Genomic DNA, 25996 nt, shown 5'->3' with positions numbered 1-25996 from the left:
CCTTGAACCCGTAGAGAAAGTTGTAACTCAGTCTGTCTGCTGGGGCTTGAAGTCGTATGCGCAGGCTGGGAGTTCGGCTGCCTGTCGCTGGGCGAGCGGCAAGAAGAGGACTGGGCGGATCGTCCACGTTATGCGGGTGTCGGCATGCGTCACTGTGACCGTGCAGGGCTCCATACGCATGAGGGCTCTGCGGGTCTGGACCCGTCCCGCGTACAGCCACCCCCAGGCTTCATCCGAAGCGTCGGCGTCCAGGGCTGGTGAGATCGTGCGGAGTGCGATCGCGATCCACCTGTCCGCCTGCGGTGCCGAATAGGCGTCGAACGATCCTCGTAGCTGCGGCCCGCCCTGGTGGCCCGCGGCCTCCGTCCAGCACTCGCACCAGTAGCCCCGCCGGGGCTCGCTCATCCGCATGGTTGGACTCCTCGGCCGGCACCCGTAAAGAGCTCCGCGGTGACTGTGTGGCCCTTGTCGCTGTCGCGGACGACGACCCGGTGTGCGATCGCGCTGACCATGCCCAGGCCTCTGCCGTGTTCCGACTCCTCGTCATGGTGCTCGACCTTCGGGGCGGTTCCCGTGCCTCCGTTGTCGGTGACCGACAGGGCGACCATCTGCGGTGATACCTCGACGGCCAGGGAGAAGCTGCCTGCCTGGTGGCCGCTCGCCGTATGCAGGATCGCGTTCGCGCTCAGCTCGCTCACGATCAGTTCGGCGTCCTCCGCCAGGGGCGAGTCACGGAGGATGTCGCGCGTCCAGCGTCGGGCCCGGCTGACCTCTTCAGGGAAACCTGGGCAAGTGAGGCCCCAGACTCGGATAGTGCTCGTATACTCGTGCATACAAGTTCCTTCGTGCTGGTAGGCCGCCATGTGCAGCGGGTTCGAGCTAGACGAGTTTGACGCCGTCGTGGGCGCGGATGGCCGGCGGGGACGTGGCGTCGAGTGCGTCCAGGACGCGGATCGCGTATGCCTCGTCGGCGAGTTCGTTGACTTCTTCGCGGGTGGCCCAGCGCAGAGCTCGGGTCTCGTCGCCGGTAGTGGGCGTACCGTCGGCGGCCTCGCAGCGGAAGACCATGGAGACGATCAACCCCGTCATGTTCTTGTAGATGCCGGTGAGGGTCGCAGGAAGCGCGATCTTGATGCCGGTCTCTTCGAGAACTTCGCGTTGCAGGGCCTCGGGGATGGTTTCCTCGCGTTCGAGGATGCCGCCCGGGGGCTCCCAGTGGCCGTTGTCGCGGCGCTTGATCAGGAGGGCTCGGCCCTGGTCGTCGACGATGACTCCGGCAACGCTCACGGAGTGCGGACGGTCAGTGCTCAAGGTCCTCGATCCTCCCGAATGGCTAGGCTCTCCACCGTAGCAACAACACTCGCCCACTCGTCTAGATACCTAAAGGAGTACACGTGACGTCACTCCCGAGCCTGCTCGGCGATATCGACCCCACGAGCGATCGTGCGGTCTTTCGACAGATCGCCGACCAGCTGCGCGAGGCCATCGACCGTGGGCGATTCAAGGAGGGGGAGAAGCTGCCCTCCGAAGCCGAACTTGTCGAGCATTACGGCGTCTCTCGGATGACCGTTCGGAACTCCTTCTCTGTACTCACGGGTGAGGGCCTGGTCCATGCCGAGCATGGCAAGGGCGTCTTCGTACGGCCCCGCCCGCCCGTCCGGCGTCTGGCCTCCGACCGCTTCGCCCGGCGCCACCGTGAGCAGGGCAAGTCCGCCTTCATCGTCGAAGCTGATGCCGCAGGCAGTCATCCGCAGGTCGACAGCCTGGAGGTCAAGGAGGAGAAGGCCAGCCAGGACATCGCCACCCGCCTTGGCTCCGTGCGGCGCGTGCTCGCTCGTCGGCGTCGGTATCTCCTCGACGGTCGGCCGGTTGAGTTCGCCAGTTCCTTCCTGCCGCTCGACATCGCGCGCGGTACGCAGATCGCCGAGCCCAACCCCGGCCCCGGCGGCATCTACGCCCGCCTTGAAGAGTTGGGGCACCACCTTGACCACTTCGAGGAGGAGATCCGGGCTCGGATGCCTTCGCCCTCCGAGGTGCGGACCCTGCGGTTGGCCTCCGGTGTGCCGGTCATCAGCCTGATTCGTACCGCATACGACACCGAGGGTCGGGCCGTCGAAGTCTGCGACACCGTCATGGCGGCGGACGCATACGTCCTGTCGTACCAACTCCCGGCCACGTAAGGGCCTTGGCGGCCGTGGCGCACGGTGGTCCGCTCCTCGAACTCGTACACGCCAACAGGCATACTCGTATAGACGAGTGGGCAAGTTCTGTGGCAACGTGGTCGTCGTTCCCGGAGATCGGGTTCGAAGGCTGCATCTTGTATAGACGAGTAGATGGGAAGAATCTTGCGAACCATCCGTGTGGAGACCTCGGCCGCGACGATCCTGCTGACCGAGGCGCCTGAGCCCAAGGTCCGCGACCGTCAGACCGGCGAGATCGCCAAGGACATCAACAGCGGCGAGGCACTCATGACGATCGGCGTCGTCTACATCGAGGAAGGGGAGTCGTCGCTGATCAAGGTGACCATCCCGGAGAGCGGAGTGTCAGAAGGGCTGGCGCTCGGTGCGCCGGTCTCGCTGCCGGGGCTCGTGGCCCGGCCGTGGGAAAGCGTGTTCAACGGCCAGCAGCGGCACGGCATCGCCTACCGCTGCGCCGCCGTCACTCCGGCCGCCTTCCCGGCCGCCATGGAGGCCTCGGCCTGATGACCGACCTGACGACGCTTCTGGAGGTGGGTGGTCCTGTCGCCGCGCTCGGCGGCGGGGCTGCCTACGCCCGGGCCAAGCACCCGGGGGCTTACTGGTCTGCGGTCGGCCTGCCGATATCCACGGCCCGACTGCTCAGCTCGTACGGCTCGGTCATGGAGGCCTGCGGTCTGACGGTGGCTCCGTCCCGACTGCGGGTCCTGGCGACCAAGGCCACCACCCGTGGGGAGATCCGGCCCGTACCGCCTCGTCGCGGGATCATCCGTCCGACCACGACCGGCTTACGGCTCCGCCTGCGACTCGCGCCCGGCCAGGAACCCGCCGACGTGGCCGCTTCGGCCGAACGTCTGCGCCACGCCTGGGGAGTTCACGCCGTCTACGTCACCACGGTCAAGCCTGGCGTGGTCGACCTGCGACTCGTCGGCTACGACGTGCTGAGCAAGGTCCGCATGCCGCGTAAAGCGGAGGGCGGGTTCCTGCGAGTGCCCGTGGCGCTGCGGGAGGACGCGACGCCCTTCGTACGGGACTACCGGGCCGTGCCGCACGGCCTCTCCCTCGGCGCCACCCTGTCGGGCAAGTCCATGTACCTGCGGCACCTCGTCGCCGGACTCGCGACGCAGTCCGTCGCCCTGGTCGGCATCGACTGCAAGCGCGGTGTGGAACTGGCGCCCTTCGCCCCACGACTGTCGGCACTCGCCACCGACCCCGAGCAGGCCGCCGAGCTGCTGCCCGTGCTCATCAAGGAGATGGAGGACCGGTACGACCTGATCAAGGCCCGGCAGGGGATCGCCCCGGGCACTCCGGACGAGGAGATCACCTCCGACATCTGGGGACTTCCCGAGCAGCAACGGCCCGTACCCGTGGTGCTGTTCGTCGACGAGGTGGCGGAACTGTTCCTCGTCGCCACGAAGAAGGAGGAAGAGCGGCGGGACGAGATGGTCACCCAGCTCATCCGGCTCGCTCAGCTCGGCCGCGCGGCCGGTATCTACCTGGAGGTGTGCGGGCAGCGCTTCGGCGCCGAACTGGGCAAGGGCGCGACCATGCTTCGAGCCCAGCTCACCGGGCGGGTCTGCCACCGCGTGAACGACGAAGCCTCCGCGAAAATGGCACTCGGCGACATCGCCCCCGAAGCGGTCTCCGCCGCCTGCGCCATCCCTGCCGAACGGCCCGGCCTCGCCGTTGCCGGTGACACCTCGGGCGGCTGGTCCCGCATCCGTACGCCGTATCTCTCGCTGGCTGATGCGGCCGAGACCTGTCGTGCGTCGGCCGACCAGGTCCCTGACCTGCCCGCGCTGAAGTCCTTCCGGCCCTCCGTGCCGGTACAGCCGGTCGAGTCCTCGGCCCCGGCCGTGAAGCCGCGACCGGTCACCGGCTGACCCGCACCCTCCCACCCCGGTCGGCGTGACCGCCTCGCGCCACGTCCCTACCCCTGCCATGCCTGAATCCGGAAGGAGCCGCAGCATGCGCGCCCAACTGGCCCGTATCGATGCGGTACTCGTCCAAGCCGTCATCGCCGCCGCCCTGTCCTTCGCCCACATCCACGACGTCGCCTCGGCGGCCGGACAGGACGGATGGAAAGCGTGGGCCTATCCGGTCTCGGTCGACCTGCTGCTCGTCGCCGCCTGGCGTCGACTGCGGACCGGTGACGCCAAAGCCGCGGGCTGGTGCTGGTTCGTCATCGCGCTCGCGGCCTCCCTCGGCGCGAACGTCGCCACTGCCGGACTGCTCGACATGGGCCATGTGCCGGCCTGGCTCCGCATCCTCGTCGCGGGCTGGCCTGCGGTCGCCTTCCTCGGCGGGACGCTCCTCGCCCACTCGGCGCCGACCTGGCACGAGGCGATCGAGGAGGACGGCCGAGAGTCCGAGGACATCGACGACCAGGAGGACGCGCCCGATCCCGTGCCGGAGCTCCCGCAGACATCGGTCGACGTCGTGCCCTCTCCGGCTCCTGCGCCCGCCGTCCCGGTCCCGGCCGCCCTGGTCGAGCACGCCCGCAAGGTCGCCGCTGAGCACCGCACCCGGACCGGTACGGCCATCGACACCACGACCCTGCGCGCTCGGCTGGGGGTCCCCGCACCAATGGCCGAGGCCATCTCTGCCCGTCTCACCTGACAAGGAGGCTTCACCAATGCCGCAGCACCCCTACGACACCGCCGCTGACTACCTCGACGCCGCCCGCGAGATGGCCGACACCGGCCGCCCGACGTTGGCCCGGCTCCTCGCCGAAGAGGCCGCCGAGCGCACCGCCGACCCCGTGCAGGCGGCCCGCATCCTGCGCGACTACTCCGGCCCCAGCCTCCGACAGGAGGGATGACGTATGTCTCTGCAGAAGCGCTTCCGCCACGTGGTCCGTATCGGTCCCGTCCAGGTCGGCACGGCGTACGACAGCCGTGGCCGCGAGAAGCACACCGCCGCCTGCACGGCCCCGCGCTGCGGCTTCTCCGCCGACTACGACAGTCGCGCCGCCGCCGAGCTGGCCGCCCGTACCCACCGCTGCCCCGTCCGCTGAAAGGACCCGTCTCCGTGACCGTCAGCCTGCCGCTCGTGGTCGTCCTCGGCTTCTTCGCCTGGGGAGCGGTCAAGTTCCTCGGCGTCCGCACCTGGATCGTCGTGCTGATCGCACTGTTCGGCTTCTGGCTCTCGCACACCTTCATGGCCCCGGCCATCGAATCCGGTACGCGCTCCGGCGTGGGCGTCGTAAACGGCTCACATGACTAGACGAGTAGGTAAGGAGAACTTCGCCGTGTTCCTGCCCAAGTACCCCGACAGCCCGACACCGCCGCCCGCGCACCCCCACACCGTTGCCGACCCGGCAGCCCCCGCGCAGCGGCCTGCGCCGCAGATATCCGTCACTACCGGAGCGGTCGCGGCCATCCTCGTCGGCGGCGTCGTGCTGACCGCGCTCCTGACCGCCGTCGCCGTCACGGCCATCTCCGTAGCGGTGTGCGCCGTGGTCATCCGCTCGATGCTCCGCGACCAGCGCCGCCGCTAGACGCCAGCACTGCCAGACCCCCGGGGCGGCCCTGATACCGCCAAGCATCCGCCGCCCCGGGGGCCCTGCCCCTCCTAGCCGTAGCCAGAAGGAGAACTGCCATCGTCACCCGCGCCACCCCGCCCCCGCTCCGCGAGATCGGTCAACTGGCCGCGTTCGGCACCATGCCCGCACTCCTACGCCAGCTCTCCGGCCTCGGCGGCTGCACGCACCCGATCCGCCTCGACGGCCACCGCACCGAGCACACCGTCGACACCCGAACCGGCGAGATCGGCAACGTCCTCCACCACCTCGACTCGACCGCCCTCCCGGCCGGTCACCTCTTGGTCCGCTGCAACAACCGCCGTACGACCCGCTGCGCGGCCTGCGCGGAGGTCTACCGCCGCGACACCTTCCACCTGATCACCTCCGGCCTGCGAGGCGGCAAGGGCGTCCCCGAACGCGTCGCGGCCCACCCGCGCGTCTTCGCCACCTTCACGGCTCCTGGCTTCGGCCCGGTCCACAACCGTCCCACCGGACCGGCCCGAACGGTCCGCCCCTGCCGCTGCGGCGTCGTCCACGACCAGGAGGACGCCGCCCTCGGCACCCCACTGAACCCCGACACCTACGACTACGAAGCGGCCGTGCTTTGGAACGCACACGCCGGTGCGCTCTGGCGGCGCTTCTCCACGTACCTCCGGCGGGAGGTCGCCAAGCGCGCCGGACTCACACAGCGCGCCTTCCGCGACTACGCACGTGTGTCCTTCGCCAAGGTCGCCGAGTACCAGAAGCGCGGCGCGGTCCACTTCCACGCGGTCATCCGCATCGACGGCCCGGACGGCGGTGACACTCCGCCTCCCGCCTGGGCAACCGCCGAGCTGCTGACGGACGCCATCCGAGCTGCTGCCACCGCCGCCAGCGTGGACGGCCCGGTCATCGACGGCCGCGCCCACGCCTTCGCCTTCGGCCGCCAACTCGACGTACGCACGATCCGCTCGGCCGACTTCGACGGCGGCCAGGAGCTGACCGAACGGGCTGTCGCCGCGTACATCGCCAAGTACGCGACCAAGGGCGCCGAGACTGCCACGGGAGCTCTGGACCGTCCCCTCAAGTTCCTCGCCGAGCTGGCCCAGCTCGACATCAGCGACCACGCCCGCTGCATGATCCGCACCGCCTGGACCCTCGGCGCCCGCAAGGAACTGGAAGAACTCCGGCTCCGGGCCTGGGCCCACATGCTCGGCTTTCGCGGCCACTTCTCGACGAAGTCCCGCCGCTACTCGACCACCCTCGGAGCCCTCCGCACGGCCCGCGCCGAATGGCGCGCAGCTCAAGCCGCAGCGGCCACCAACAGCGAGACCACCTACGGAAATCCGGAGGTGGTCGACACGACCCTCGTCCTCGCCCACTGGGTCTACGCCGGAACCGGCCTCACCGACGCCGAAGCCTGGCTTGCCGAAACCCTCGAACCCGCCCTCGGAACAGAAGGAGAACCGACCCGTGACTGAGTCCAGTTCCGCTGTCGCCGTCCTGGAGGCGGTCGATTCCGCCTTGGTGCTGCTGACCGTCGAGGAGGCAGCTCGGCGACTGCGTATCGGACGTACGACGGCCTTCCGGCTCGTCCTGGACGGAGAGATCGAATCGGTGACCGTTGGGCGGCTGCGCAGGGTTCCCGCCGACGCTCTGCCCGCCTTCGTGGCGAAGCTGCGTCACCGACCCGCAGAAGCGGCCTGAGGAGGGGCGACATGACAGAGCCGAAGAAGCGCACTCGTCAGCCCAACGGGGCCTCGTCGATCTACCTTGGTAAGGACGGCAAATGGCACGGCCGCGTCACCGTCGGAGTCCGCGACGACGGCAAGCCGGACCGCCGCCACGTCGAGCGGAAGACCCGCGCCGAAGTCACCAAGGCCGTACGGCAGATGGAGCGGGACCGGGACGCCAAGAAGCTCCGGAAGCCGGGACAGAGCTGGACCGTGCAGAGCTGGCTTGAGCACTGGGTCGAGAACATCGCCAAGCCGTACGTCTCCGAGAACACGTACGACGGCTACGAAGTCGACGTACGCGTGCACATCGTCCCGGGCCTGGGCGCCCACAAGCTCGACAAGGTGGAGCCCGAGCACTTGGAACGCTTCTACCGGAAGATGCAGCAATCCGGGAGCTCGGCCGGCACCGCCCACCACGTCCACCGGACCGTTCGCGTCGCCCTCGGTGAGGCCGTGAGGCGCGGGCACGTCGCCACGAATGTCGCCGAGATCGCCAAGGCCCCGCGGCTCGAAGAGGAGGACATCGAGCCGTTCACCATCGAGGAGGTTCAGAGCGTGCTCGTGGAGGCGGCCAAGCTGCGCAACAGCTCTCGTTGGGTGGTCGCCCTGGCGCTCGGTCTTCGGCAAGGAGAAGCGCTCGGGCTGCACTGGGAGGACGTCGACCTCGACGCGGGGTACGCCCGTATCCGTAAGAACCGGCTGCGGCCGAAGTACGCGCACGGATGCGGCGCCAAGCCCTGCGGCCGGAGGCCTGGTTACTGCCCGCACCGCGAGCAGATCCGCCGTGAGCACAAGAGCACCAAGTCGCGTGCCGGGCGGCGCACGATCGGGCTGCCCGATCCGCTCATCAAGCTTCTGCGCCAGCACCAGGAGGAGCAGGACAGGGAGCGGGCTCGCGCCGGGTCCGACTGGGAGGGCAAGGGGTACGTCTTCGCGTCTCCGCTCGGTGGGCCGCTGAACCCCAACACCGACTTCCACGTGTGGAAGCGGCTCCTTCGGGACGCGGGCGTACGGGACGGCCGACTCCATGACGCACGCCACACCGCCGCGACCGTGCTGCTGCTCCTCGGCGTCCCGGACGTCGTTGTCGACTCGATCATGGGCTGGGAGCCCGGGGGAGCGGCTCGGATGCGCGCGCGGTACATGCACATCACCGGGCCGATGCTGCGGAAGGTCGCGCAGCAAGTGGGCGACGCTCTTTGGGAGGCGTCCCCGGAGGCCCCAGAAGCCGACTGAGACGGAAACTGAGACGGACAACGGAGAAGGGCCCCGCTGCAAGCAGCGAGGCCCTTCAACATCGTGCCCGGTGAGGCACTGGCGGAGGATACGAGATTCGAACTCGTGAGGGGTTGCCCCCAACACGCTTTCCAAGCGTGCGCCCTAGGCCACTAGGCGAATCCTCCGCCGCAAACAATACAAGACGTTGGGGAGTGCTCGCGAACACGATCCGCTTCGAACTCGAAGATCGTCCTCCGGTCTCCCGGGGGCGAGCACCGAGGTCGGGTCCGGCGTCGCTTCCGGGCCCCGGGATCGGCTAGGGTGGGGCTCAGCCCCTCACGTGGCGCTATCTGACTGAACTCCCCCAGGGCCGGAAGGCAGCAAGGGTAGGTTGGCTCTGGCGGGTGCGTGGGGGGCGCTTTGCGTTGGGGCGGTCCTGGTTGTCAGTGGTCGCCATTAACCTCGTATGTGTGTCGTCTCTCGCGTTGTACCGCCGTTATCGCCCGGAGTCGTTCGCCGAGGTCATCGGGCAGGAGCATGTAACCGACCCGCTGCAGCAGGCGCTGCGCAACAACCGGGTCAACCACGCCTACCTGTTCAGTGGCCCGCGCGGCTGCGGCAAGACGACGAGCGCGCGCATCCTGGCCCGCTGTCTCAACTGTGAGCAAGGTCCCACCCCGACGCCCTGCGGCGAGTGCCAGTCCTGCCGCGACCTGGCGAGGAACGGCCCGGGATCGATCGACGTCATCGAGATCGACGCCGCCTCGCACGGAGGCGTGGACGACGCCCGTGATCTGCGCGAGAAGGCCTTCTTCGGCCCGGCGAGCAGCCGGTACAAGATCTACATCATCGACGAGGCGCACATGGTCACCTCGGCGGGCTTCAACGCCCTGCTGAAGGTGGTCGAGGAGCCGCCGGAGCACCTCAAGTTCATCTTCGCGACGACGGAGCCCGAGAAGGTCATCGGGACGATCCGGTCGCGCACGCATCACTATCCGTTCCGTCTCGTGCCGCCGGGGACCCTCCGCGAGTACTTGGCCGAGGTATGCGGCCGGGAGCAGATGGCCGTCGAGGAGGGTGTGTTCCCGCTGGTCGTGCGGGCCGGTGCCGGGTCCGTGCGTGACTCGATGTCCGTCATGGACCAGCTCCTCGCCTCCGCGGCCGACGACGGTGTGACGTATGCCATGGCGACGTCCCTTCTCGGTTACACGGACGGGTCGTTGCTCGACTCCGTGGTGGAGGCCTTTGCCTCGGGGGACGGCGCCGCCGCCTTCGAGATCGTCGACACCGTCATCGAGGGCGGCAACGACCCGCGGCGCTTCGTCGCCGACCTGCTCGAGCGGCTGCGGGACCTGGTGATCCTCGCCGCGGTGCCGGACGCGGCGGAGAAGGGGCTCATCGACGCCCCGTCGGACGTCGTGGAGCGGATGCAGGCGCAGGCGAGCGTCTTCGGCGGCGCGGAGCTCAGCCGCGCGGCCGACCTCGTGAACGAAGGCCTCACGGAGATGCGGGGAGCGACGTCGCCCCGACTGCAGCTGGAGCTGATCTGCGCCCGAGTGCTGCTTCCGGCGGCGTACGACGACGAGCGCTCGCTCATGGCCCGCCTCGACCGGCTGGAGCGCGGCGGCAATTTCATGGCGGGGGCGCAGGGCGGGGGGCCCGGACCGGCCATGGGGTATGCGCCGGGGCCCGAGGCTCACGCGAGTGTGCAGCAGGGGGCGCCCATGCAGCCGGGGCCTGCCGCGTCGCAGGTTCCGCCGGGGGGCGGGGTCGCGGCGGCGCGGGCCGCGGTGCGGGGCGGGGGCCAGGCGGCTCCTGCTCCCGGCCCTGCGTCGGCCCCTGCGCCCGCTCCCACTGCTCCCCCCGCCCCTGAGCCGGCGGCTCCGGTTCAGGAGAGCCCTCCGGTTGCCCCTCCGGAGCCGGCTGCCGCCCCACCGTCCGGCGAGCGGCGCCCCGGTGGGTGGCCCACGGCTTCGGCGCCCGGCAGCGGCCCGGCGAAGGCCGCCCCCGCGGCCTCCGCTCCGTCTGCTCCCGCTCCCGCTGCGGAGGCGGCCCCCCGGCCGGGCGGCTGGCCCACGGCCGCGGCGGCGGGGGGTGGCGCCCCGGCTCCGCAGCAGCCCGCGCCCGCGCAGGCGACGCCCGCTCCGGCGGCCTCCCCGGCTCCGGCGCAGGCCCCGGCCCAGGCTTCGGCTCCCGTGGGCGGGCCCGATCCGCGGACCCTGTGGCCGAACATCCTTGAGGCGGTCAAGGGCCGCCGCCGCTTCACCTGGATCCTGCTGAGCCAGAACGCCCAGGTGGCGGGCTTCGACGGGACGACACTGCAGATCGGCTTCGTGAACGCGGGGGCGCGGGACAACTTCGCGAGCAGCGGCAGTGAGGACGTACTGCGGCAGGCGCTGTCCGAGCAGTTCGGGGTGCAGTGGAAGGTCGAGGCGATCGTCGACCCCACGGGGGGCTCGGCGCCGCCGCCCGCCGCGGGCAACTTCGGGGGAAGCGCGCCGTCGCCCGCGGGGGGCTACGGGGGCGGTGCGCCGTCGGCTCCCCAGTACCAGCAGCACCAGCCCCAGCAGCAGCGGCAGTCGCCGTCGCCCTCGCAGTCCGCCGCCGGTCCGGCACCGGCTGCTCCCGCGCCTGCCCCGACTCCCGCCCCGGCCCCGGAGCGGCGGGTCGTGGACCATGTCTCGCCGGAGGACGACACATGGGCGGACGACGACCCCGACCTGGTGGAGTCGGCACTCTCCGGCCATGACCTGATCGTCCGCGAGCTGGGCGCGACGATCGTCGAGGAATACAACAACGAACCCTGAGCCACCGCCCTCGGGGGCCCGGGACCGCGCCCCGACTCTGGAGGAACGCACAAAAGCGGCAGCCCCCAGGACTGGGGCGGCCGTACGAAGGCACGGGCCGCGCCAAGCTAGGCTGGCGCCCGTGAAGGTCCTCGTCATCGGCAGTGGTGCCCGCGAACACGCCCTGTGCCGCTCTCTGTCCCTCGACCCCGACGTCTCCGCCCTGTACTGCGCGCCCGGCAACGCCGGCATCGCGGACGTGGCCGAGCTGCACCCGGTCGACGCCCTCGACGGCAGCGCGGTGGCCGCCCTTGCCACCCGGCTCGGTGCCGGTCTGGTGATCGTGGGCCCGGAGGCGCCCCTGGTCGCCGGAGTCGCCGACGCCGTGCGCGACGCCGGAATCCCCTGCTTCGGCCCCTCCGAGGAGGCCGCGCAGCTGGAGGGCTCCAAGGCCTTCGCCAAGGACGTGATGGCGGGCGCCCAGGTGCCCACCGCGCGGTCCTACGTCTGCACGACCCCCGAAGAGATCGATGAGGCGCTCGACGCCTTCGGGGCGCCGTACGTCGTCAAGGACGACGGCCTCGCCGCCGGCAAGGGCGTCGTCGTCACCGACGACATCGAGGCGGCCCGTGCCCACGCCCTGGCCTGCGACCGCGTCGTCATCGAGGAGTTCCTCGACGGCCCCGAGGTCTCCCTCTTCGCCGTCACGGACGGCGTCACCGTCGTACCGCTGCAGCCCGCGCAGGACTTCAAGCGCGCGCTCGACGGGGACGAAGGGCCGAACACCGGCGGCATGGGCGCGTACTCGCCCCTCCCGTGGGCCGACCCGAAGCTGGTCGACGAGGTCATGCAGAGCGTGCTCCAGCTGACCGTCGACGAGCTGCGCCGCCGGGGCACCCCGTTCGCGGGGCTCCTGTACGCGGGCCTGGCGATCACCAGCCGCGGCGTACGGGTCATCGAGTTCAACGCCCGCTTCGGCGACCCCGAGACGCAGGTCGTCCTCGCCCGCCTGAAGACCCCGCTCGCCGGAGTCCTGCTCGCCGCCGCGAACGGCACCCTCGTGGACCTGCCCCCGCTGCGCTGGAGCGACGATGCCGCGGTGACCGTGGTCATCGCCTCGCACAACTACCCGGAGACCCCGCGCACCGGTGACCCCATCGAGGGCCTCGGCGATGTCGCGGCACAGGATGCCCCGGACGCGTACGTCCTGCACGCGGGGACGAGGCGCGACGGCGACGCGGTGGTCAGCGCGGGCGGCCGTGTGCTCTCCGTGACGGCCACCGGCACGGATCTGCACGAGGCTCGCGAGCGCGCGTACAAGGCGCTGTCCCGCATCCGCCTCGACGGCTCCCAGCACCGTACGGACATCGCGGCGAAGGCGGCCTCGGACGCGGCCTCGGACGCGTCGGCGAAGGCGGCCTCGGAGGCGGCGCAGGCGTAACGAACGTCACTCGCGCGCCACCCGCGAACGGCTCACAGGCCCCGGATCTGACACTGGATCCGGGGCCTGACCGTCATCCACCTTTACCCAAAGCCATTCCATCGAGTGACCGCTGGCCCATCCGGCTGACGATGCCCGGCACCCCAACTAGGGTGCGGCGCAAGCGGTTCAGGTGCCCAGAGCCAAACAGACCACCGGCATTGCGATGTCAGTGGCGGGTGCCACAGTGGGGGAGTGAGCAAATCCATCGGCGGCTGCCGTCCGCCCGTCGTCCCGGCCCCCGGCCGGGAGACAGGCGGCGCAGGCAGCAGGGGGTGACATCGGTCGTGTCAGGTACGGGTGTGGAGGTGGGCGTGCAGTCCGCGCGGTCCCAGGCGCTCGCCGTGCTGCGCATCCGCAGCAGGGCGCTGGCCGTCGCGCTGCTGCCCGCCGCCGTCGCCGTCGTGCTCATCGCGGGCGGCGTCACGGGCCATATGACCGGCGGGAGTTGGGACGTCGCGCGCGGCGTCGTGACGGCCTTCGCCGTGCTCGTCCTGATCGCCGCCGCGGGCATCGCACTGGTGGTCGCGCGGTCCAGGCCCGCCGTCAGCCCGACCGTCCCGATCACCGAGGGCTCGGCCCCCGATCTGTACCGCCTGGTGCGGGACCTCGCCGACCGCCTCGATGTGCCGGCTCCCTCGGCGATAGCGCTCACCCCTGACTGCGACAGCTGGCTCGAGGACCGCACGCATCCCGCGCACGGCCCGCCCGCGGAGGGCTCCGCCCCGCAGCCCCCGAAGGAAGAGGGCAATGGCGTGCGGGACGGTCGCCCCGCCCCGCGCCGTCCGGCCCCCGTCGCTCCGGTGCTCGTCATCGGCTCACCGTTCCTGTGGTGGATGCGGGTCGGCGAGCTGCGGGCGGTGCTCGCCCCTGTGGTGGCCGGTACGGGACCCTCGGCGCACCCCGACATAGCCGCGGCCCGGCGCTTCATCCGCGGCCTGGACGCCGCGGTCGCGGTCACTTCCGCGCCGGGACGCGGTCCGCTCGTGCGTACGGTGCTCGGGGGTGCCGGCTGGGTGACGCGGCTGCTCCTGCGCAGTGTCCGGGGGCATGCGGGCGAGATGGAGCGCGGGGTCGCGGCGGCCGCCGCCGAGCGCGCCCAGGCCGTGGACTACGGGGTGCGGATCGTCGCCCAGGAGCAGGTGGGCCTGGCGTACGCCGGGTGGGACCGGCTCCTGACCAAGGTCGCGCTGCCCGCCTGGCGGATGGGCCGCTGGCCCTCGCGCCTGGACGCGGGTGTGGTCTCCGCCCTCACCGAACTCTCCCGCAGGGACCGCCTTGCGGAGGGCTTCACCTCCCGCCTGGGCGAGCGCCCCGCCTGTGACCTTCTGGAGGAGCCGGGCTCGGTGGACGAGGCGGCTTCGCTGCTGGCCGCCCGCCTCTTCCACGGCGGCCCCGCCGAGCAGGGCCCGGACTGGGCGCCGGTGGCGTGGCAGGAGTATCCGGACGAGGTCGTCGACCGCAAGTGGCGCATGGACGCCGCGCGCCTGCACCGCGTTCTGGACTCCCTGGGCGTCAGCCACTGCGCCGACCCGACGACAGCCGACTCCAAGGGCCCGACGCTGGGCCGCGTGCTGGACCACTTGACGGCGGAGGCCACGGAGGCCGCACAGGGAGCAACCGCGGCCCGCGACGAAGAAGCCCTGACCGTCGAAAAGCCCCTGTTCGGCGAGGAGTCGGAGGACGGCGAAGAGTCCACCGACGGCCCCGGCGGTCTCCTGGCCGCGGGCCTCACCGCGGAGATGGCCCGCGAGGAAGCCGCCGCACCGCCCCGCCCCGCGCCGACGGGACAGGGCCCGGACGACGCGCTCTGGGACGACGGAACGCTGCCGCTGTTCCCGCTCCAGCCGCCGCGTACGGGAAGGGAGTTGCTGGCCGATCACGTCACGGCGCTGGTCTGCTGCGCGGCCGTGGACACGGCGGGTGCCGCCCCCGGTCTCGACTGGCTGGACGGCCCGTCACTCCTGGTCGACGGGGAGCGCGCGGCTGATCTCACGCCGGTCGTCCGGAGTCTCGTGGAGGAGGGCGACCCCATCCCCCTGCGCGGCTGGCTGGCCCGCCTGGGCGTCCGCCCGGAAAAACCAATTCGCCTGGTCTGAACCTCCCCGACCGCCTCGCTCCAGCCCCACATCTCCCCCCACCCCGCGCCCGTCCCCCTCCCCACTCCCCGGAACGCTCCCTTCCGTTCTCGTCGATTCGCGACGAACGGTGACGGAGTGCGTGCGTAATGTGATGTGCTGGGATCGGCCGTTGGTATGGCATGCGAACTGTCGGGCAAGCAGCGGCAAGCAGCAGGCAACGGCGGCACCACGCAGGGGTCGAGCACACCGCACCGCACCGCACCGCGGAGCAATCTCGGGGGAGCAGCGAGGGAGGGGCACACACATGGGGTCGGAGCAGATCCGCAGGTGGGAATCGGGCGCGCTGGCGCACGCCGTGACCGACCCCTTCGGCCAAGGGCCCCTGCCCTGGCTCCGAGGCGCAGAGCACTACTTCGACGACACGGGCCAGGTCGTCCCCTGGTACGTGGACCACGCCCCGGCCCCCGGCGCGCAGAACATCCCCGCACCCCGCACCCGCACCCGTACGAACGGCCCCCGCACCGCGGACGACGTGCACGGCCAGATCAAGGGCTTCGCCTCCACCGGCGCCGCGGCCCCCGGCGGGGCGATCGACTTCCACGTCACGGTGGACCCGCCCCAGCAGTTCTTCGTCGACATCTACCGCATCGGGCACTACGGCGGCGACGGCGCGAGCAAGATCACCACCAGCCCGCGCCTCTCCGGCATCGTCCAGCCGCCCCCGCTCGCCGCCGACCGCACGGTCTCCTGCCACCACTGGTGGCTCTCCTGGCGTCTGCAGATCCCGAGTTACTGGAGCGTCGGGGCGTATGTGGCGGTCCTCACGACGGTCGGCGGCTACCGCTCGCACGTCCCGTTCACGGTCCGCGACGACCACCGCGCCGATCTGCTCCTGCTCCTGCCGGACATCACCTGGCAGGCGTACAACCTCTACCCCGAGGACGGCCGCACGGGCGCGAGCCTCTATCACGCGTGGGACGAGAAGGGGCGCCTGCTCGGCGAGAGCGAGGCCGCCCACACCGTCTCCTTCGACCGCCCGTACGCGGGCGCGGGCCTGCCCCTGCACGTGGGCCACGCCTACGACTTCATCCGCTGGGCCGAGCGGTACGGCTACGACCTCGCGTACGCCGACACCCGCGACCTGCACGCGGGCCGCATCGATCCGACCCGGTACCGGGGCCTGGTCTTCCCGGGCCACGACGAGTACTGGTCGGCGAACATGCGCCGGGCCACGGAACAGGCCCGCGAGCACGGCACGTCCCTCGTCTTCCTCTCCGCCAACACCATGTACTGGCAGGTGGAGTTGAGCCCTTCCCCGTCCGGCGTTGAAGACCGCCTGCTGACCTGCCGCAAGCGTCACGGCCCCGGCAGACCGGCCCTCTGGCGGGAGCGGGACGGCGGCAAGGGGGCCGAACAGCAGCTCCTCGGCATCCAGTACGCGGGCCGCGTCCCCGAACCCGCCCCCCTCGTCGTGCGCAACGCCGACCACTGGCTGTGGGAGGCGACGGGCGCGCACGAGGGCGACGAGATCGAGGGCCTGGTCGCGGGCGAGGCCGACCGCTATTTCCCGCGCACCGCGCTGCCGGAACACCAGGGCCGCATCCTTCTCGCCCACTCGCCGTACGAGGACTCCGAGGGCGCCACGCGCCACCAGGAGTCGTCCCTCTACCGCGCCCCCTCGGGCGCCCTGGTCTTCGCCTCGGGCACCTTCGCCTGGTCCCCGGCGCTCGACCGTCCCGGCCATGTGGACACGCGTGTCCAGCGCGCCACCGCCAACCTCCTGGACCGCATCTGCAAACGGGACTGACGCTCGCCGGCATCCCCCTGGCCGCGAGCCCTCTCCCCATGCGGGAGAATCAGCAGCATTCAGTCAGAACCACGGGGAGGAACCGTGTCCGGATTCGTAGAAAAGCCCGAGCCGCTTCAGGTGCCGGGCCTGGTGCATGTGCACACCGGCAAGGTGCGCGACCTGTACCGGAACGAGGCGGGCGACCTCGTGATGGTCGCGAGCGACCGTATGTCCGCCTACGACTGGGTGCTGCCCACGGAGATCCCTGACAAGGGCAGGGTCCTCACGCAGCTCTCCCTGTGGTGGTTCGACCAGCTCGCCGACCTCGTGCCGAACCACGTCATCTCCACCGACGTCCCGCCCGGCGCCCCCGCCGAGTGGGAGGGCCGCACCACGGTCTGCAAGTCCCTGGCGATGGTCCCGGTCGAGTGCGTCGCCCGCGGCTACCTCACGGGCTCGGGCCTGGTCGAGTACAACGAAACGCGCACCGTCTGCGGCCTCGCGCTGCCCGACGGCCTGAGCGACGGCTCGGAACTTCCCGCACCGATCTTCACGCCCGCCACGAAGGCGGCGGTCGGCGAGCACGACGAGAACGTGAGCTACGAGGAAGTGGCCCGCCAGGTGGGCGCCGAGACGGCGGCCCAACTCCGCCAGGCGACCCTCGCGGTGTACGGCCGGGCCCGTGACATCGCCCGCGACCGCGGCGTGATCCTCGCCGACACGAAGTTCGAGTTCGGCTTCGAGGGAGAGGACCTCGTCATCGCCGACGAGGTCCTCACCCCGGACTCGTCCCGCTTCTGGCCCGCGGACAGCTGGCAGCCGGGCCGCGCCCAGCCGTCGTTCGACAAGCAGTTCGTCCGCGACTGGCTGACCTCGCCGGTCTCCGGCTGGGACCGCAAGAGCGAGCAGCCGCCGCCCCCGCTCCCGCAGGACGTGGTGGACGCCACGCGCGCCAAGTACATCGAGGCGTACGAGCGTCTGACGGGCATGTCCTGGTAGCGCAGTGGCGCAATGGCGCATACGAAGAAACCCCCGGCGCCGAGAGGCACCGGGGGTTTTCTCTGTGGAGCGGACGACCAGGTTCGAACTGGCGACCTCAACCTTGGCAAGGTTGCGCTCTACCAACTGAGCTACGTCCGCGCTGCGCCGAAGCGCGATGCCAACTATACCCAACCTCGCTCGCGTGCGAGACGCACCGCGGCATGACGATTCTCGGCGCCGATCTTGGTGGCGGCGGAGGAGAGGTAGTTGCGGACCGTTCCCTGCGACAGCGCGGCCCGCTCGGCGATCTCCGCGACGGGCGCGCCATCGGCGGCGAGTTCGAGCACCTCGGCCTCGCGGACGGTCAGCGGGGAGTCCCCGGCGGAGATCGCGTCGGCGGCCAACTCCGGGTCCACATAGCGGTTACCGGCATGAACGGTGCGGATGATCTCCGCGAGGCGCTGCGCGCTGACCGTCTTCGGCACGAAGCCCCGTACGCCCACCGCGAGTGCCCGCTTGAGATGCCCCGGTCTGCCATGGCTCGTCACGATCATGGTGCGGCAGTGCGGCAGTTCGTCCCGTAGCGATGTGGCGACCCTCACACCGTCGGCGCCCGGCATCTCCAGGTCGAGCACGGCCACATCGGGCCGGTGGGCGAGGGCCATGGCGAGTGCCTCGGGCCCCGACGCGGCCTCGGCGACCACGACGAGATCGTCCTCAAGTGCGAGGAGCGCGGCGAGGGCGCCGCGGATGAGGTGCTCGTCATCGGCGAGCAGCACGCGCAGGCTCACAGCCCCACCTCTTCCGGCTCCCGTGCCCCCGCCGCCGACTTCTGCGGGCGGGGCAGCGGAACCTCCGCGGCCAGGCGGAACCTGCCGCCGCCGGACGTGACCTCCAGCGATCCGTCCACCATGGCCAACCGCTCCCGGAGCCCGGCAAGACCGGTCCCCGTGCTTTCGGGGACCGCTTCGGGTGCCCCGTCGTTCTCGATCGTCAAGGTCGTACGCTCCCCGGTGACCGTCAGCGCGATGTCGCACCGCTGCGCGTCCCCGTGCCGCAGCACATTGGTGGTGGCCTCCCGTACGACCCATCCCAGCGCCGACTGCACGGACACCGGCAGCCCCGCGGACGACCCGCTCACCCGGCAGTCGATTCCCGCCGCCTCAAGTACCCCTTGCGCACCGGCGAGTTCGACGGCGAGGTCGGCCTCCCGGTAACCCCGTACCACTTCCCGCACCTCTCGCTGGGATTCCTGTGCGATGCGCTGCACCTCGACCATCTGGTCGACCGCCTCGGGCCGTCCCCGCCGGGCCAGCTGCACCGCCAGCTCGCTCTTCAGCGCGATGACCGCGAGATTGCGTCCCATCACGTCGTGCAGGTCCCGCCCGAACCGCAGCCGCTCCTCGGCCACCGCGAGCCGCGCCTCGATCTCCCTGGCCCGGTCGCCCTCCCACATCACGGCGAGCGTCCAGGCGCCGCAACGCGAGGTGAGCAGGGTGAGGAGAGCGGCGCAGACGATGATCAGGGCGATCGCGAAGAGCCGCCCGCCGCGTACCCCGGCCACGGCGAACGCCCCCACGAGCAGGACGGCGATCGCGGCGAACTGCTCGAGGAAGCGGCGGACCGGAACGGCGAAAGCGAGCGCCTGGCCGTACGGAACGGTGAGGAACAGCAGCGGGAAGCCCAGCATTTCGTCCTTGATGCCGTCGAGCGCGGTGAGGGCGAGAGCGAGCCCGAGGCCGACGGCCATGAGAGCGGCTGCCACGGCGAGGTCATGGCGCGGCAGCTCCGCACGCTTCAGATAGTGGTCGACGGAGCGGCGCAGCGAGCGGTTGACGTGCACGCACTGCAGGGCGGCCACCGCGATCAGCGTCCAGCCCAGGAGCAGCGGCAGCGTCTGGTGCTTCATCCCGACGCCCAGGGGCAGCGACGCCCAGCTGAGGAAGAAGAACCACGGCACGACGTGCCACATGATCATGCTCTGGAACTCGACCTTCTCGATCTTGCTCCGCTCATGCCAGCCGCGCTTCAGCCCCCTGATTCGGCCGACCACGTCTTGATCCCTTCCTCAGCGTCGGGGTTCCCAGCGGAACCACCGTCGTACAGCAAACACCGAGACCACGGTCCAGGCCACAGCGGTGACGGTGGCGCCGAGGGCGTCCGTCGCCGCGAGATTCCCCGTCCAGCCGCCGCGCACCAGCTCGATCACCGGCGAGAGCGGAAGCAGCTCGCAGACCGCGGCCAGCTTGTCGGGCATGACCTCGAAGGGGATGAAGAGGCCGGACCCGAACATCGAGCCGAAGGCCAGCGGCATGGCCATGACCTGCGCGGACTCCACGGACCTGCTGAAGCTGGCGGTCACCGCGCCGAGGGCGCCGAACATCACCAGGCCGAGCAGTACGCCGATGACGGCGAGGTGTGGCGCACTCGGCGCCCCCGCGTCGAGCAGGACGACGCAGCCGACCGCGAGCACCACGATCTGGATCACGCCGATGGCGACCGAGGGCAGTGCGGCTCCGGCGAGGATCTCCGGGTCGCGCAGCTCACCGGTGCGCAGCCGCTTGAGCACCAGTTCCTCGCGGCGCGCGGCGTAGACGGCGGTCAGCGTGGAGTAGACGGCGAAGAGCAGGGAGAAGCCGATGGCGCCGGGCACCACCACGGACCCGACCGAGAGCCCGGTGCCCTTGAGGTCCATGCCGTCCGCGACCTGACTCAGGCTGAACGGCATCACGAGCGGCACGAACAGCGCCGCGACCAAGGTTCCCTTGCTGCGTCCGAGCAGCGTCAGTTCGGCCCGGGCGAGGGCGGCCATCCGCTGGGCGGGGGTCGTCATCGCCTGCGGGGCCGTCGTCAGCGCGCTCATGCCACCTTCTCCTTCTCCGCGACACCGGCCGCGCTCTCGGCGTCCCGCGCGATGCGCAGGAACGCCTCCTCCAGCGACGCGGCCCGTACGTCGAGCCTGCCGAGCTCGACATTCGCGTCCCGTGCCCACAGCAGCAGCCCCGTGGCCGCCCGCTGCAACTCGTGCGTACGGAGCCTGACCCGTCCGCCGACGATCTCGTGCTCGCTCACCCCGAGCTCGCCGAGCGGCGGCAGATCCCCGACGAAGTACCCGGTGGGCAGTTCGAAGGAGACGTGCGAGGGCTGCTCGGCCACCACGTCGGCGACCCGGCCCGAGGCGGCGATCCGCCCCTCGTGCAGGATCGCGAGCCGTTCGGCGAGGTTCTCGGCCTCTTCGAGGTAGTGCGTGGTGAGCAGTACGGTCGTCCCACCGTCGCGCAGGGCACGCACCAACTCCCAGGTCTCGCGGCGCCCTTCGGCGTCGAGGCCGGTGGTGGGTTCGTCGAGGAAGAGCACCTCGGGCCGCCCGATGAGGGCGGTGGCCAGGTCGAGCCGCCGCTTCTCGCCGCCGGAGAGCATCTTCACGCGTACGCCGGCCCGCTTGCCGAGGCCCACCATGTCGAGGGCTTCCGCGGTGGGGCGCGCGCCGCTGGTGCACGCCGCCCACATCCGTACGGTCTCCGCGACCGTCAGCTCGGAGGGGAAGCCGCCTTCCTGGAGCATCACCCCGATCCGGTGGCGCACGGCGCCCCGCTCGGCGTACGGATCGTGGCCGAGCACCCGCACCCGCCCCCCGGCGGGTGGGGCGAGCCCTTCGAGGAGTTCGACCGTGGAGGTCTTGCCGGCGCCGTTGGTCCCGAGCAGCGCGAAGAGCTCGCCGCGGCCCACGGAGAAGGACACTCCCCGGACCGCCTCGAAACCTCCCCCGTACACGCGCCGCAGATCGGTCACGTCGATCACTTGGTCAGTCATGAGTAGAGCGTCCCCCGGCCCCGGGCACCGGAGCAGTGCGCGCTGTCACCGGCTCGCATGACAAATGTCAGAAGCCGAGCGGCAACGGAACACGAAGAAGACCCCGGTCGCGATGACCGGGGCCTTCTTCTCTGGAGCGAACGACGAGGTTCGAACTCGCGACCTCAACCTTGGCAAGGTTGCGCTCTACCAACTGAGCTACGTTCGCATTGCCTCCGACCAGCTCTCACTGATCGGCGCGAGCACCAGCCTACCGCACTCGAAAGAGTGCTCGGTGAGCGATGCAGAGCGGGTGACAGGAATTGCACACTGCGCCTTCCCCCTGGAAGGGGGATGTTCTACTACTGAACTACACCCGCAAGACTCCGTGAGGTTCGGGCCTTTCGGCCTTGCCCCTCGGCGTGCTCCAGACTTTAGCCGACCGGCGGGGGTGCAGGTCAAGTCGGTTGCCGAGGGGCCCTCCTGGCAGGCCATCGGGCCGAGGTCGGCCGGGGTGGGCCGGAACGTCAGTTGGCCGCCTCGAAGGCCTCGTAGACCTTCTTCGGGATGCGGCCGCGCGGCGGGACGTCCATCTGGTGCGAGCGGGCCCAGGCGCGGACGGCCGCGGGGTTCGCCGCCACCGTGGTGTGCCGGTAGGCCTTGCCGGACTTCGACTGCTTGCGGGCCGCGTCCAGGTACGGGGCAAGTACCTTGCGCAGTTTCTTGGCATTGGTTTGATTGAGGTCGATCTCGTACGACTTGCCGTCAAGACCGAAGGCGATCGTCTCCGCCGCTTCCCCGCCGTCGATGTCGTCAAAGAGAGTGACTACGACACGCTGCGCCACGAATATCGGTCCCTTCGTGCGGCTCCACCGACGTTGACGTGCGGCGATGCCGGCTGTCCGGCTGTTATGGGGCACTGTTATCTGCAAAGGATCGGCCAATGCCTTTTCCTTTGTACAGTGCCCGGCATTGCATTGTGAAGTCCGACTAAATCCGCCCGCGTGTCCGGGTGCAATGGCGATGCGTGATCTTTTCCAGGATTTTTCGCGAAGGTGCCCCGTTCGATACGTGAGTATGAGCAGGAACGTGACCGTCCTCACGTAGGAATCTACGAATCTACGCGAGTAGAATTTTTGTGCGGGTAGTCTGAAGGGACCGCTCAGCCAGCACCACACACCGGGAGTGCCAGTGGCACGCGTCGTAGTCGACGTCATGCTCAAGCCGGAGATCCTCGACCCCCAGGGCCAGGCGGTGCAGCGTGCACTGCCGCGCCTCGGATTCAAGGGGATCGCCGACGTACGTCAGGGAAAGCGCTTCGAACTCGAGGTGGACGGGCCCGTCGATGACGCGGCCCTCGCCCGTATCCACGAGATGGCGGAAACCTTCCTCGCCAACACCGTGATCGAAGACTTCTTCGTAAAGGTGGAGGAAGAGAAGTGACTGCTCGAATCGGAGTCGTCACTTTCCCCGGAACGCTCGACGACCGCGACACCCAGCGCGCCGTCCGCGTCGCCGGCGCCGAAGCAGTGCCGCTCTGGCACCGGGACAAGGACCTGAAGCAGGTCGACGCCGTGGTGCTTCCCGGCGGATTCTCGTACGGCGACTATCTCCGGGCCGGGGCCATTTCACGGTTTTCGCCCGTCATGGAGTCGGTCATCGAGCAGGCGAAGGCGGGGATGCCGGTTCTCGGTATCTGCAACGGCTTCCAGGTGCTCACCGAGTCGCACCTGCTGCCGGGCGCGATGCTGAGGAACAACCACCTGCACTTCATCTGCCGCGAGCAGAAGCTGCGCGTGGAGACGGACCGGACCGCCTGGACCGCCGACTACACGGCCGGCCAGGAGATCCAGATCCCGCTCAAGAACATCGACGGCCAGTACACGGCCGACGAGCGGACCCTGGACATGCTGGAGGCCGAGGGCCGCGTCGCCTTCCGGTATCTGGACGGCAACCCCAACGGCTCGCTCCGTGACATCGCCGGCATCACCAACGAGGCGGGCAATGTCGTCGGCCTCATGCCGCACCCCGAGCACGCCGTGGAGCCGCTGGTCGGGACCGGCCGCACCGACGGCCTCGGATTCTTCACCTCGATCCTGAAGAAGCTGGTCAACGCATGACTCTGGACACCGTCAAGCACGCAGCCGAGACTCCCGACGTCAAGCTGCCCTGGGCCGAACTGGGCCTGAAGGAAGACGAGTACGCGCGCGTACGCGAGATCCTGGGCCGCCGTCCCACCGGCGCCGAGCTCGCCATGTACTCCGTCATGTGGTCCGAGCACTGCTCGTACAAGAGCAGCAAGGTCCACCTGCGCCAGTTCGGCGAGAAGGCCCCCGAGGCTGATACACCGGGTGGGGGCGCCATGCTGGTCGGCATCGGCGAGAACGCCGGTGTCGTGGACGTCGGCAACGGCTACGCGGTCACCTTCAAGGTCGAGTCGCACAACCACCCCTCGTACGTCGAGCCCTACCAGGGCGCGGCCACCGGTGTCGGCGGCATCGTCCGCGACATCATCGCGATGGGCGCGCGCCCGGTCGCGGTCGTGGACCCGCTGCGGATGGGCGCCGCCGACCACCCCGACACGAAGCGTGTCCTGCCGGGTGTCGTCGCGGGCATCGGCGGCTACGGCAACTGCCTGGGCCTGCCGAACATCGGCGGCGAGCTCGTCTTCGACGCCTGCTACCAGGGCAACCCGCTGGTCAACGCCGGTGCCATCGGCGTCATGCGGCACGAGGACATCCACCTCGCGAAGGCCTCCGGTCCCGGCAACAAGGTCATCCTCTACGGGGCCCGCACGGGCGGCGACGGCATCGGCGGCGCCTCGATCCTGGCCTCCGAGACCTTCGACGACACCAAGCCGTCGAAGCGTCCGGCCGTGCAGGTCGGTGACCCCTTCCAGGAGAAGCTCCTCATCGAGTGCACCCTGGAGGCCTTCGCCGAGAAGCTCGTCGTCGGCATCCAGGACCTCGGTGCCGCGGGCCTCTCCTGCGCGACCTCCGAGCTGGCGTCCAACGGCTCCGGCGGCATGCGCGTCGAGCTCGACGACGTACCGCTGCGCGACTCCACGCTCACTCCCGAGGAAATCCTCATGAGTGAGTCGCAGGAGCGCATGTGCGCGGTCGTCGAGCCCGAGAAGGTCGAGCGCTTCCTCGCGATCTGCGAGAAGTGGGACGTCATCGCCACCGTCGTCGGTGAGGTGACCGACGGCGACCGGCTGGAGATCTTCTGGCACGGCGAGAAGATCGTCGACCTCGACCCGCGCACCGTCGCCCACGACGGCCCGGTCTACGAGCGCCCCTACGCCCGGCCGAAGTGGCAGGACGCCCTCCAGGCCGACGACGCCAACAAGCTGGCGCGTCCGGCGAGTTCGAAGGAACTGCGCGAGCAGGTCCTCGCGGTCGTCGCGTCGCCGAACCAGGCATCCAAGGCGTGGGTGACGGATCAGTACGACCGCTTCGTGCAGGGCAACACGGTGCTCGCGCAGCCCGAGGACTCCGGCATGGTCCGCATCGACGAGGAGACCGGCCTCGGCGTCGCCCTCGCCAACGACGGCAACGGCCGCTACTCGAAGCTCGACCCGTACGCGGGCGCGCAGCTCGCCCTGTCGGAGGCGTACCGCAACGTCGCCGCGACGGGCGCACGGCCGCTCGCCGTCTCGGACTGCCTGAACTTCGGTTCGCCCGAGGACCCGGACGTCATGTGGCAGTTCGCCGAGACCACCCGTGGCCTCGCCGACGCCTGCCAGATCCTGGGCACCCCGGTGACCGGCGGCAATGTCTCGCTCTACAACCAGACGGGCGAGGCGGCGATCCACCCGACGCCGGTCGTCTCCGTCCTCGGTGTGATCGACGACGTGGCGCGGCGTACGCCGATGGCGTTCGCCGAAGAGGGCCAGCTGCTCTACCTGCTCGGTGACACCACCGAGGAGTTCGGCGGTTCGGCCTGGTCGCAGGTCGTCCACGACCACCTCGGCGGGCTTCCCCCGAAGGTCGACCTGGAGCGCGAGCGGCTGCTCGCCGAGATCCTCATCTCGGGCTCGCGCGACGGCATGGTCGACGCGGCGCACGACCTCTCCGACGGTGGCCTCGCGCAGGCCGTCGCCGAGTCGTGCCTGCGCGGCGGGAAGGGCGCGCGCCTGGTCGTCCCGGACGGTCTCGACGCGTTCACCCTCCTGTTCAGCGAGTCGGCGGGGCGCGCGGTCGTCTCCGTCCCCCGCTCCGAGGAGTTGCGCTTCACCGACATGTGCGGGGCGCGGGGCCTGCCCGCGACGCGCATCGGTGTGGTCGACGGCGACGCGGTGGAACTCCAGGGCGAGTTCACGCTCCCGCTGGCCGAGATCCGCGAGGCGCACGAGGGGACCCTGCCGGGGCTCTTCGCCTGATCCGCCTCCCGATCCACCGTCGAAGCCCCCGTCCGGGCCTGCTGATCCGGGCGGG

At 70.4% G+C, this 25996-nt stretch carries 27 protein-coding genes, 4 tRNA genes and 1 other RNA gene; 20 read left to right on the top strand and 12 right to left on the bottom strand.

Annotated elements, in window-relative coordinates; translation table 11 throughout:
- Window positions 1–27: 27 nt before the first annotated feature.
- From AB0I66_RS25040 to AB0I66_RS25030, 3 genes are read right to left on the bottom strand one after another with little or no spacing between them, the layout of a single operon-like run.
- On the bottom strand, window positions 28–411 hold the full coding sequence (locus AB0I66_RS25040; protein WP_363210178.1) for a hypothetical protein: 384 nt from the start codon (window positions 409–411) through the stop codon (window positions 28–30).
- Window positions 402–833 carry an ATP-binding protein gene (locus AB0I66_RS25035; RefSeq protein WP_363210177.1) on the bottom strand — a complete coding sequence of 144 codons (432 nt, stop codon included), beginning with the start codon at window positions 831–833 and terminating at the stop codon, window positions 402–404. The genes AB0I66_RS25040 and AB0I66_RS25035 overlap by 10 nt, the downstream gene beginning before the upstream one ends.
- A gap of 46 nt (window positions 834–879) precedes the next feature.
- On the bottom strand, window positions 880–1287 hold the full coding sequence (locus AB0I66_RS25030; RefSeq protein WP_363210662.1) for an NUDIX hydrolase: 408 nt from the start codon (window positions 1285–1287) through the stop codon (window positions 880–882).
- A 107-nt stretch (window positions 1288–1394) separates the two neighbouring features.
- Between AB0I66_RS25030 and AB0I66_RS25025 the strand changes: the two genes are divergently transcribed.
- From AB0I66_RS25025 to AB0I66_RS24975, 11 genes are all read left to right on the top strand, one after another.
- Entirely contained in the window at window positions 1395–2180 is a 786-nt protein-coding gene (locus AB0I66_RS25025; protein WP_363210176.1) for a GntR family transcriptional regulator, read from the top strand.
- Window positions 2181–2345: 165 nt separating this feature from the next.
- Entirely contained in the window at window positions 2346–2702 is a 357-nt protein-coding gene (locus AB0I66_RS25020; RefSeq protein WP_363210175.1) for a hypothetical protein, read from the top strand.
- A complete protein-coding gene (locus AB0I66_RS25015; protein ID WP_363210174.1) occupies window positions 2702–4078 on the top strand; it encodes an FtsK/SpoIIIE domain-containing protein in 1377 nt (458 codons plus the stop codon). Before AB0I66_RS25020 ends, AB0I66_RS25015 begins: the two co-directional genes overlap by 1 nt.
- Window positions 4079–4163: 85 nt before the next feature.
- Window positions 4164–4814 (top strand): DUF2637 domain-containing protein, encoded by a 651-nt coding sequence (locus AB0I66_RS25010; RefSeq protein ID WP_363210173.1) that lies wholly within the window; start codon window positions 4164–4166, stop codon window positions 4812–4814.
- Between the two features lie 16 nt (window positions 4815–4830).
- Window positions 4831–5016: a hypothetical protein gene (locus tag AB0I66_RS25005; RefSeq protein WP_363210172.1), complete on the top strand. Its 186-nt coding sequence runs from the start codon at window positions 4831–4833 to the stop codon at window positions 5014–5016.
- A gap of 3 nt (window positions 5017–5019) precedes the next feature.
- Complete coding sequence (locus AB0I66_RS25000; RefSeq protein WP_363210171.1) at window positions 5020–5211, top strand: mobile element transfer protein; 192 nt, start codon at window positions 5020–5022, stop codon at window positions 5209–5211.
- 14 nt (window positions 5212–5225) lie between these two features.
- Entirely contained in the window at window positions 5226–5420 is a 195-nt protein-coding gene (locus tag AB0I66_RS24995) for a hypothetical protein (protein ID WP_256032819.1), read from the top strand.
- Between the two features lie 25 nt (window positions 5421–5445).
- Entirely contained in the window at window positions 5446–5694 is a 249-nt protein-coding gene (locus AB0I66_RS24990; RefSeq protein WP_363210661.1) for a SpdD protein, read from the top strand.
- Window positions 5695–5858: 164 nt separating this feature from the next.
- Window positions 5859–7178 (top strand): replication initiator, encoded by a 1320-nt coding sequence (locus AB0I66_RS24985; RefSeq protein ID WP_363210170.1) that lies wholly within the window; start codon window positions 5859–5861, stop codon window positions 7176–7178.
- Window positions 7171–7404 carry an excisionase family DNA-binding protein gene (locus tag AB0I66_RS24980; protein ID WP_363210169.1) on the top strand — a complete coding sequence of 78 codons (234 nt, stop codon included), beginning with the start codon at window positions 7171–7173 and terminating at the stop codon, window positions 7402–7404. The genes AB0I66_RS24985 and AB0I66_RS24980 overlap by 8 nt, the downstream gene beginning before the upstream one ends.
- A gap of 11 nt (window positions 7405–7415) precedes the next feature.
- Window positions 7416–8669 carry a site-specific integrase gene (locus AB0I66_RS24975; RefSeq protein WP_363210168.1) on the top strand — a complete coding sequence of 418 codons (1254 nt, stop codon included), beginning with the start codon at window positions 7416–7418 and terminating at the stop codon, window positions 8667–8669.
- A gap of 79 nt (window positions 8670–8748) precedes the next feature.
- Here the strand turns inward: AB0I66_RS24975 and AB0I66_RS24970 are convergent.
- Window positions 8749–8836, bottom strand: a tRNA-Ser gene (locus tag AB0I66_RS24970).
- 142 nt (window positions 8837–8978) lie between these two features.
- On the opposite strand from AB0I66_RS24970, the gene ffs reads away from it, so the two are divergent.
- The 6 genes from ffs (at window position 8979) to AB0I66_RS24940 (ending at window position 17786) form a co-directional block, all read left to right on the top strand.
- An RNA gene (ffs, locus tag AB0I66_RS24965) (signal recognition particle sRNA small type) lies at window positions 8979–9077 on the top strand.
- 44 nt (window positions 9078–9121) lie between these two features.
- A complete protein-coding gene (locus AB0I66_RS24960) occupies window positions 9122–11458 on the top strand; it encodes a DNA polymerase III subunit gamma and tau (protein ID WP_363210167.1) in 2337 nt (778 codons plus the stop codon).
- 121 nt (window positions 11459–11579) lie between these two features.
- Window positions 11580–12878 carry a phosphoribosylamine--glycine ligase gene (purD, locus tag AB0I66_RS24955; protein WP_363210166.1) on the top strand — a complete coding sequence of 433 codons (1299 nt, stop codon included), beginning with the start codon at window positions 11580–11582 and terminating at the stop codon, window positions 12876–12878.
- A 326-nt stretch (window positions 12879–13204) separates the two neighbouring features.
- The gene (locus AB0I66_RS24950) at window positions 13205–15016 is read left to right on the top strand and encodes a hypothetical protein (protein ID WP_363210165.1); all 1812 of its coding nucleotides are present in this window, start codon (window positions 13205–13207) and stop codon (window positions 15014–15016) included.
- 286 nt (window positions 15017–15302) lie between these two features.
- Window positions 15303–16805, top strand: a complete 1503-nt coding sequence (locus AB0I66_RS24945; protein WP_363210164.1) for a N,N-dimethylformamidase beta subunit family domain-containing protein — start codon at window positions 15303–15305, stop codon at window positions 16803–16805.
- Between the two features lie 84 nt (window positions 16806–16889).
- A complete protein-coding gene (locus tag AB0I66_RS24940) occupies window positions 16890–17786 on the top strand; it encodes a phosphoribosylaminoimidazolesuccinocarboxamide synthase (RefSeq protein ID WP_363210163.1) in 897 nt (298 codons plus the stop codon).
- 65 nt (window positions 17787–17851) lie between these two features.
- Here AB0I66_RS24940 and AB0I66_RS24935 read toward each other — a convergent pair.
- The 8 genes from AB0I66_RS24935 to AB0I66_RS24900 all read right to left on the bottom strand — a co-directional run bounded on the left by AB0I66_RS24935 (window position 17852) and on the right by AB0I66_RS24900 (window position 22405).
- Window positions 17852–17927 (bottom strand) — tRNA-Gly (locus AB0I66_RS24935).
- A 23-nt stretch (window positions 17928–17950) separates the two neighbouring features.
- The gene (locus AB0I66_RS24930) at window positions 17951–18559 is read right to left on the bottom strand and encodes a response regulator transcription factor (RefSeq protein ID WP_363210162.1); all 609 of its coding nucleotides are present in this window, start codon (window positions 18557–18559) and stop codon (window positions 17951–17953) included.
- Window positions 18556–19821 (bottom strand): histidine kinase, encoded by a 1266-nt coding sequence (locus tag AB0I66_RS24925; protein WP_363210161.1) that lies wholly within the window; start codon window positions 19819–19821, stop codon window positions 18556–18558. The genes AB0I66_RS24930 and AB0I66_RS24925 overlap by 4 nt, the downstream gene beginning before the upstream one ends.
- 15 nt (window positions 19822–19836) lie before the next feature.
- A complete protein-coding gene (locus AB0I66_RS24920; RefSeq protein WP_363210160.1) occupies window positions 19837–20631 on the bottom strand; it encodes an ABC transporter permease in 795 nt (264 codons plus the stop codon).
- On the bottom strand, window positions 20628–21581 hold the full coding sequence (locus AB0I66_RS24915) for an ABC transporter ATP-binding protein (RefSeq protein ID WP_363210159.1): 954 nt from the start codon (window positions 21579–21581) through the stop codon (window positions 20628–20630). The genes AB0I66_RS24920 and AB0I66_RS24915 overlap by 4 nt, the downstream gene beginning before the upstream one ends.
- A gap of 132 nt (window positions 21582–21713) precedes the next feature.
- Window positions 21714–21789, bottom strand: a tRNA-Gly gene (locus tag AB0I66_RS24910).
- Between the two features lie 79 nt (window positions 21790–21868).
- A tRNA-Gly gene (locus AB0I66_RS24905) sits at window positions 21869–21940 on the bottom strand.
- A gap of 147 nt (window positions 21941–22087) precedes the next feature.
- Complete coding sequence (locus AB0I66_RS24900; RefSeq protein ID WP_363210158.1) at window positions 22088–22405, bottom strand: Lsr2 family protein; 318 nt, start codon at window positions 22403–22405, stop codon at window positions 22088–22090.
- Between the two features lie 346 nt (window positions 22406–22751).
- On the opposite strand from AB0I66_RS24900, the gene purS reads away from it, so the two are divergent.
- The 3 genes from purS to purL are packed head-to-tail and all read left to right on the top strand — an operon-like array spanning window position 22752 to window position 25941.
- Window positions 22752–23003, top strand: a complete 252-nt coding sequence (purS, locus tag AB0I66_RS24895; protein ID WP_135332092.1) for a phosphoribosylformylglycinamidine synthase subunit PurS — start codon at window positions 22752–22754, stop codon at window positions 23001–23003.
- Window positions 23000–23680, top strand: a complete 681-nt coding sequence (gene purQ / locus AB0I66_RS24890; RefSeq protein ID WP_344522188.1) for a phosphoribosylformylglycinamidine synthase subunit PurQ — start codon at window positions 23000–23002, stop codon at window positions 23678–23680. Before purS ends, purQ begins: the two co-directional genes overlap by 4 nt.
- A complete protein-coding gene (purL, locus tag AB0I66_RS24885; protein WP_363210157.1) occupies window positions 23677–25941 on the top strand; it encodes a phosphoribosylformylglycinamidine synthase subunit PurL in 2265 nt (754 codons plus the stop codon). Before purQ ends, purL begins: the two co-directional genes overlap by 4 nt.
- Window positions 25942–25996 lie beyond the last annotated feature (55 nt).

The organism is Streptomyces sp. NPDC050439, assembly GCF_040655335.1.
GTDB lineage: Bacteria > Actinomycetota > Actinomycetes > Streptomycetales > Streptomycetaceae > Streptomyces.
This window is presented reverse-complemented; position numbering and strand designations above follow the sequence as displayed.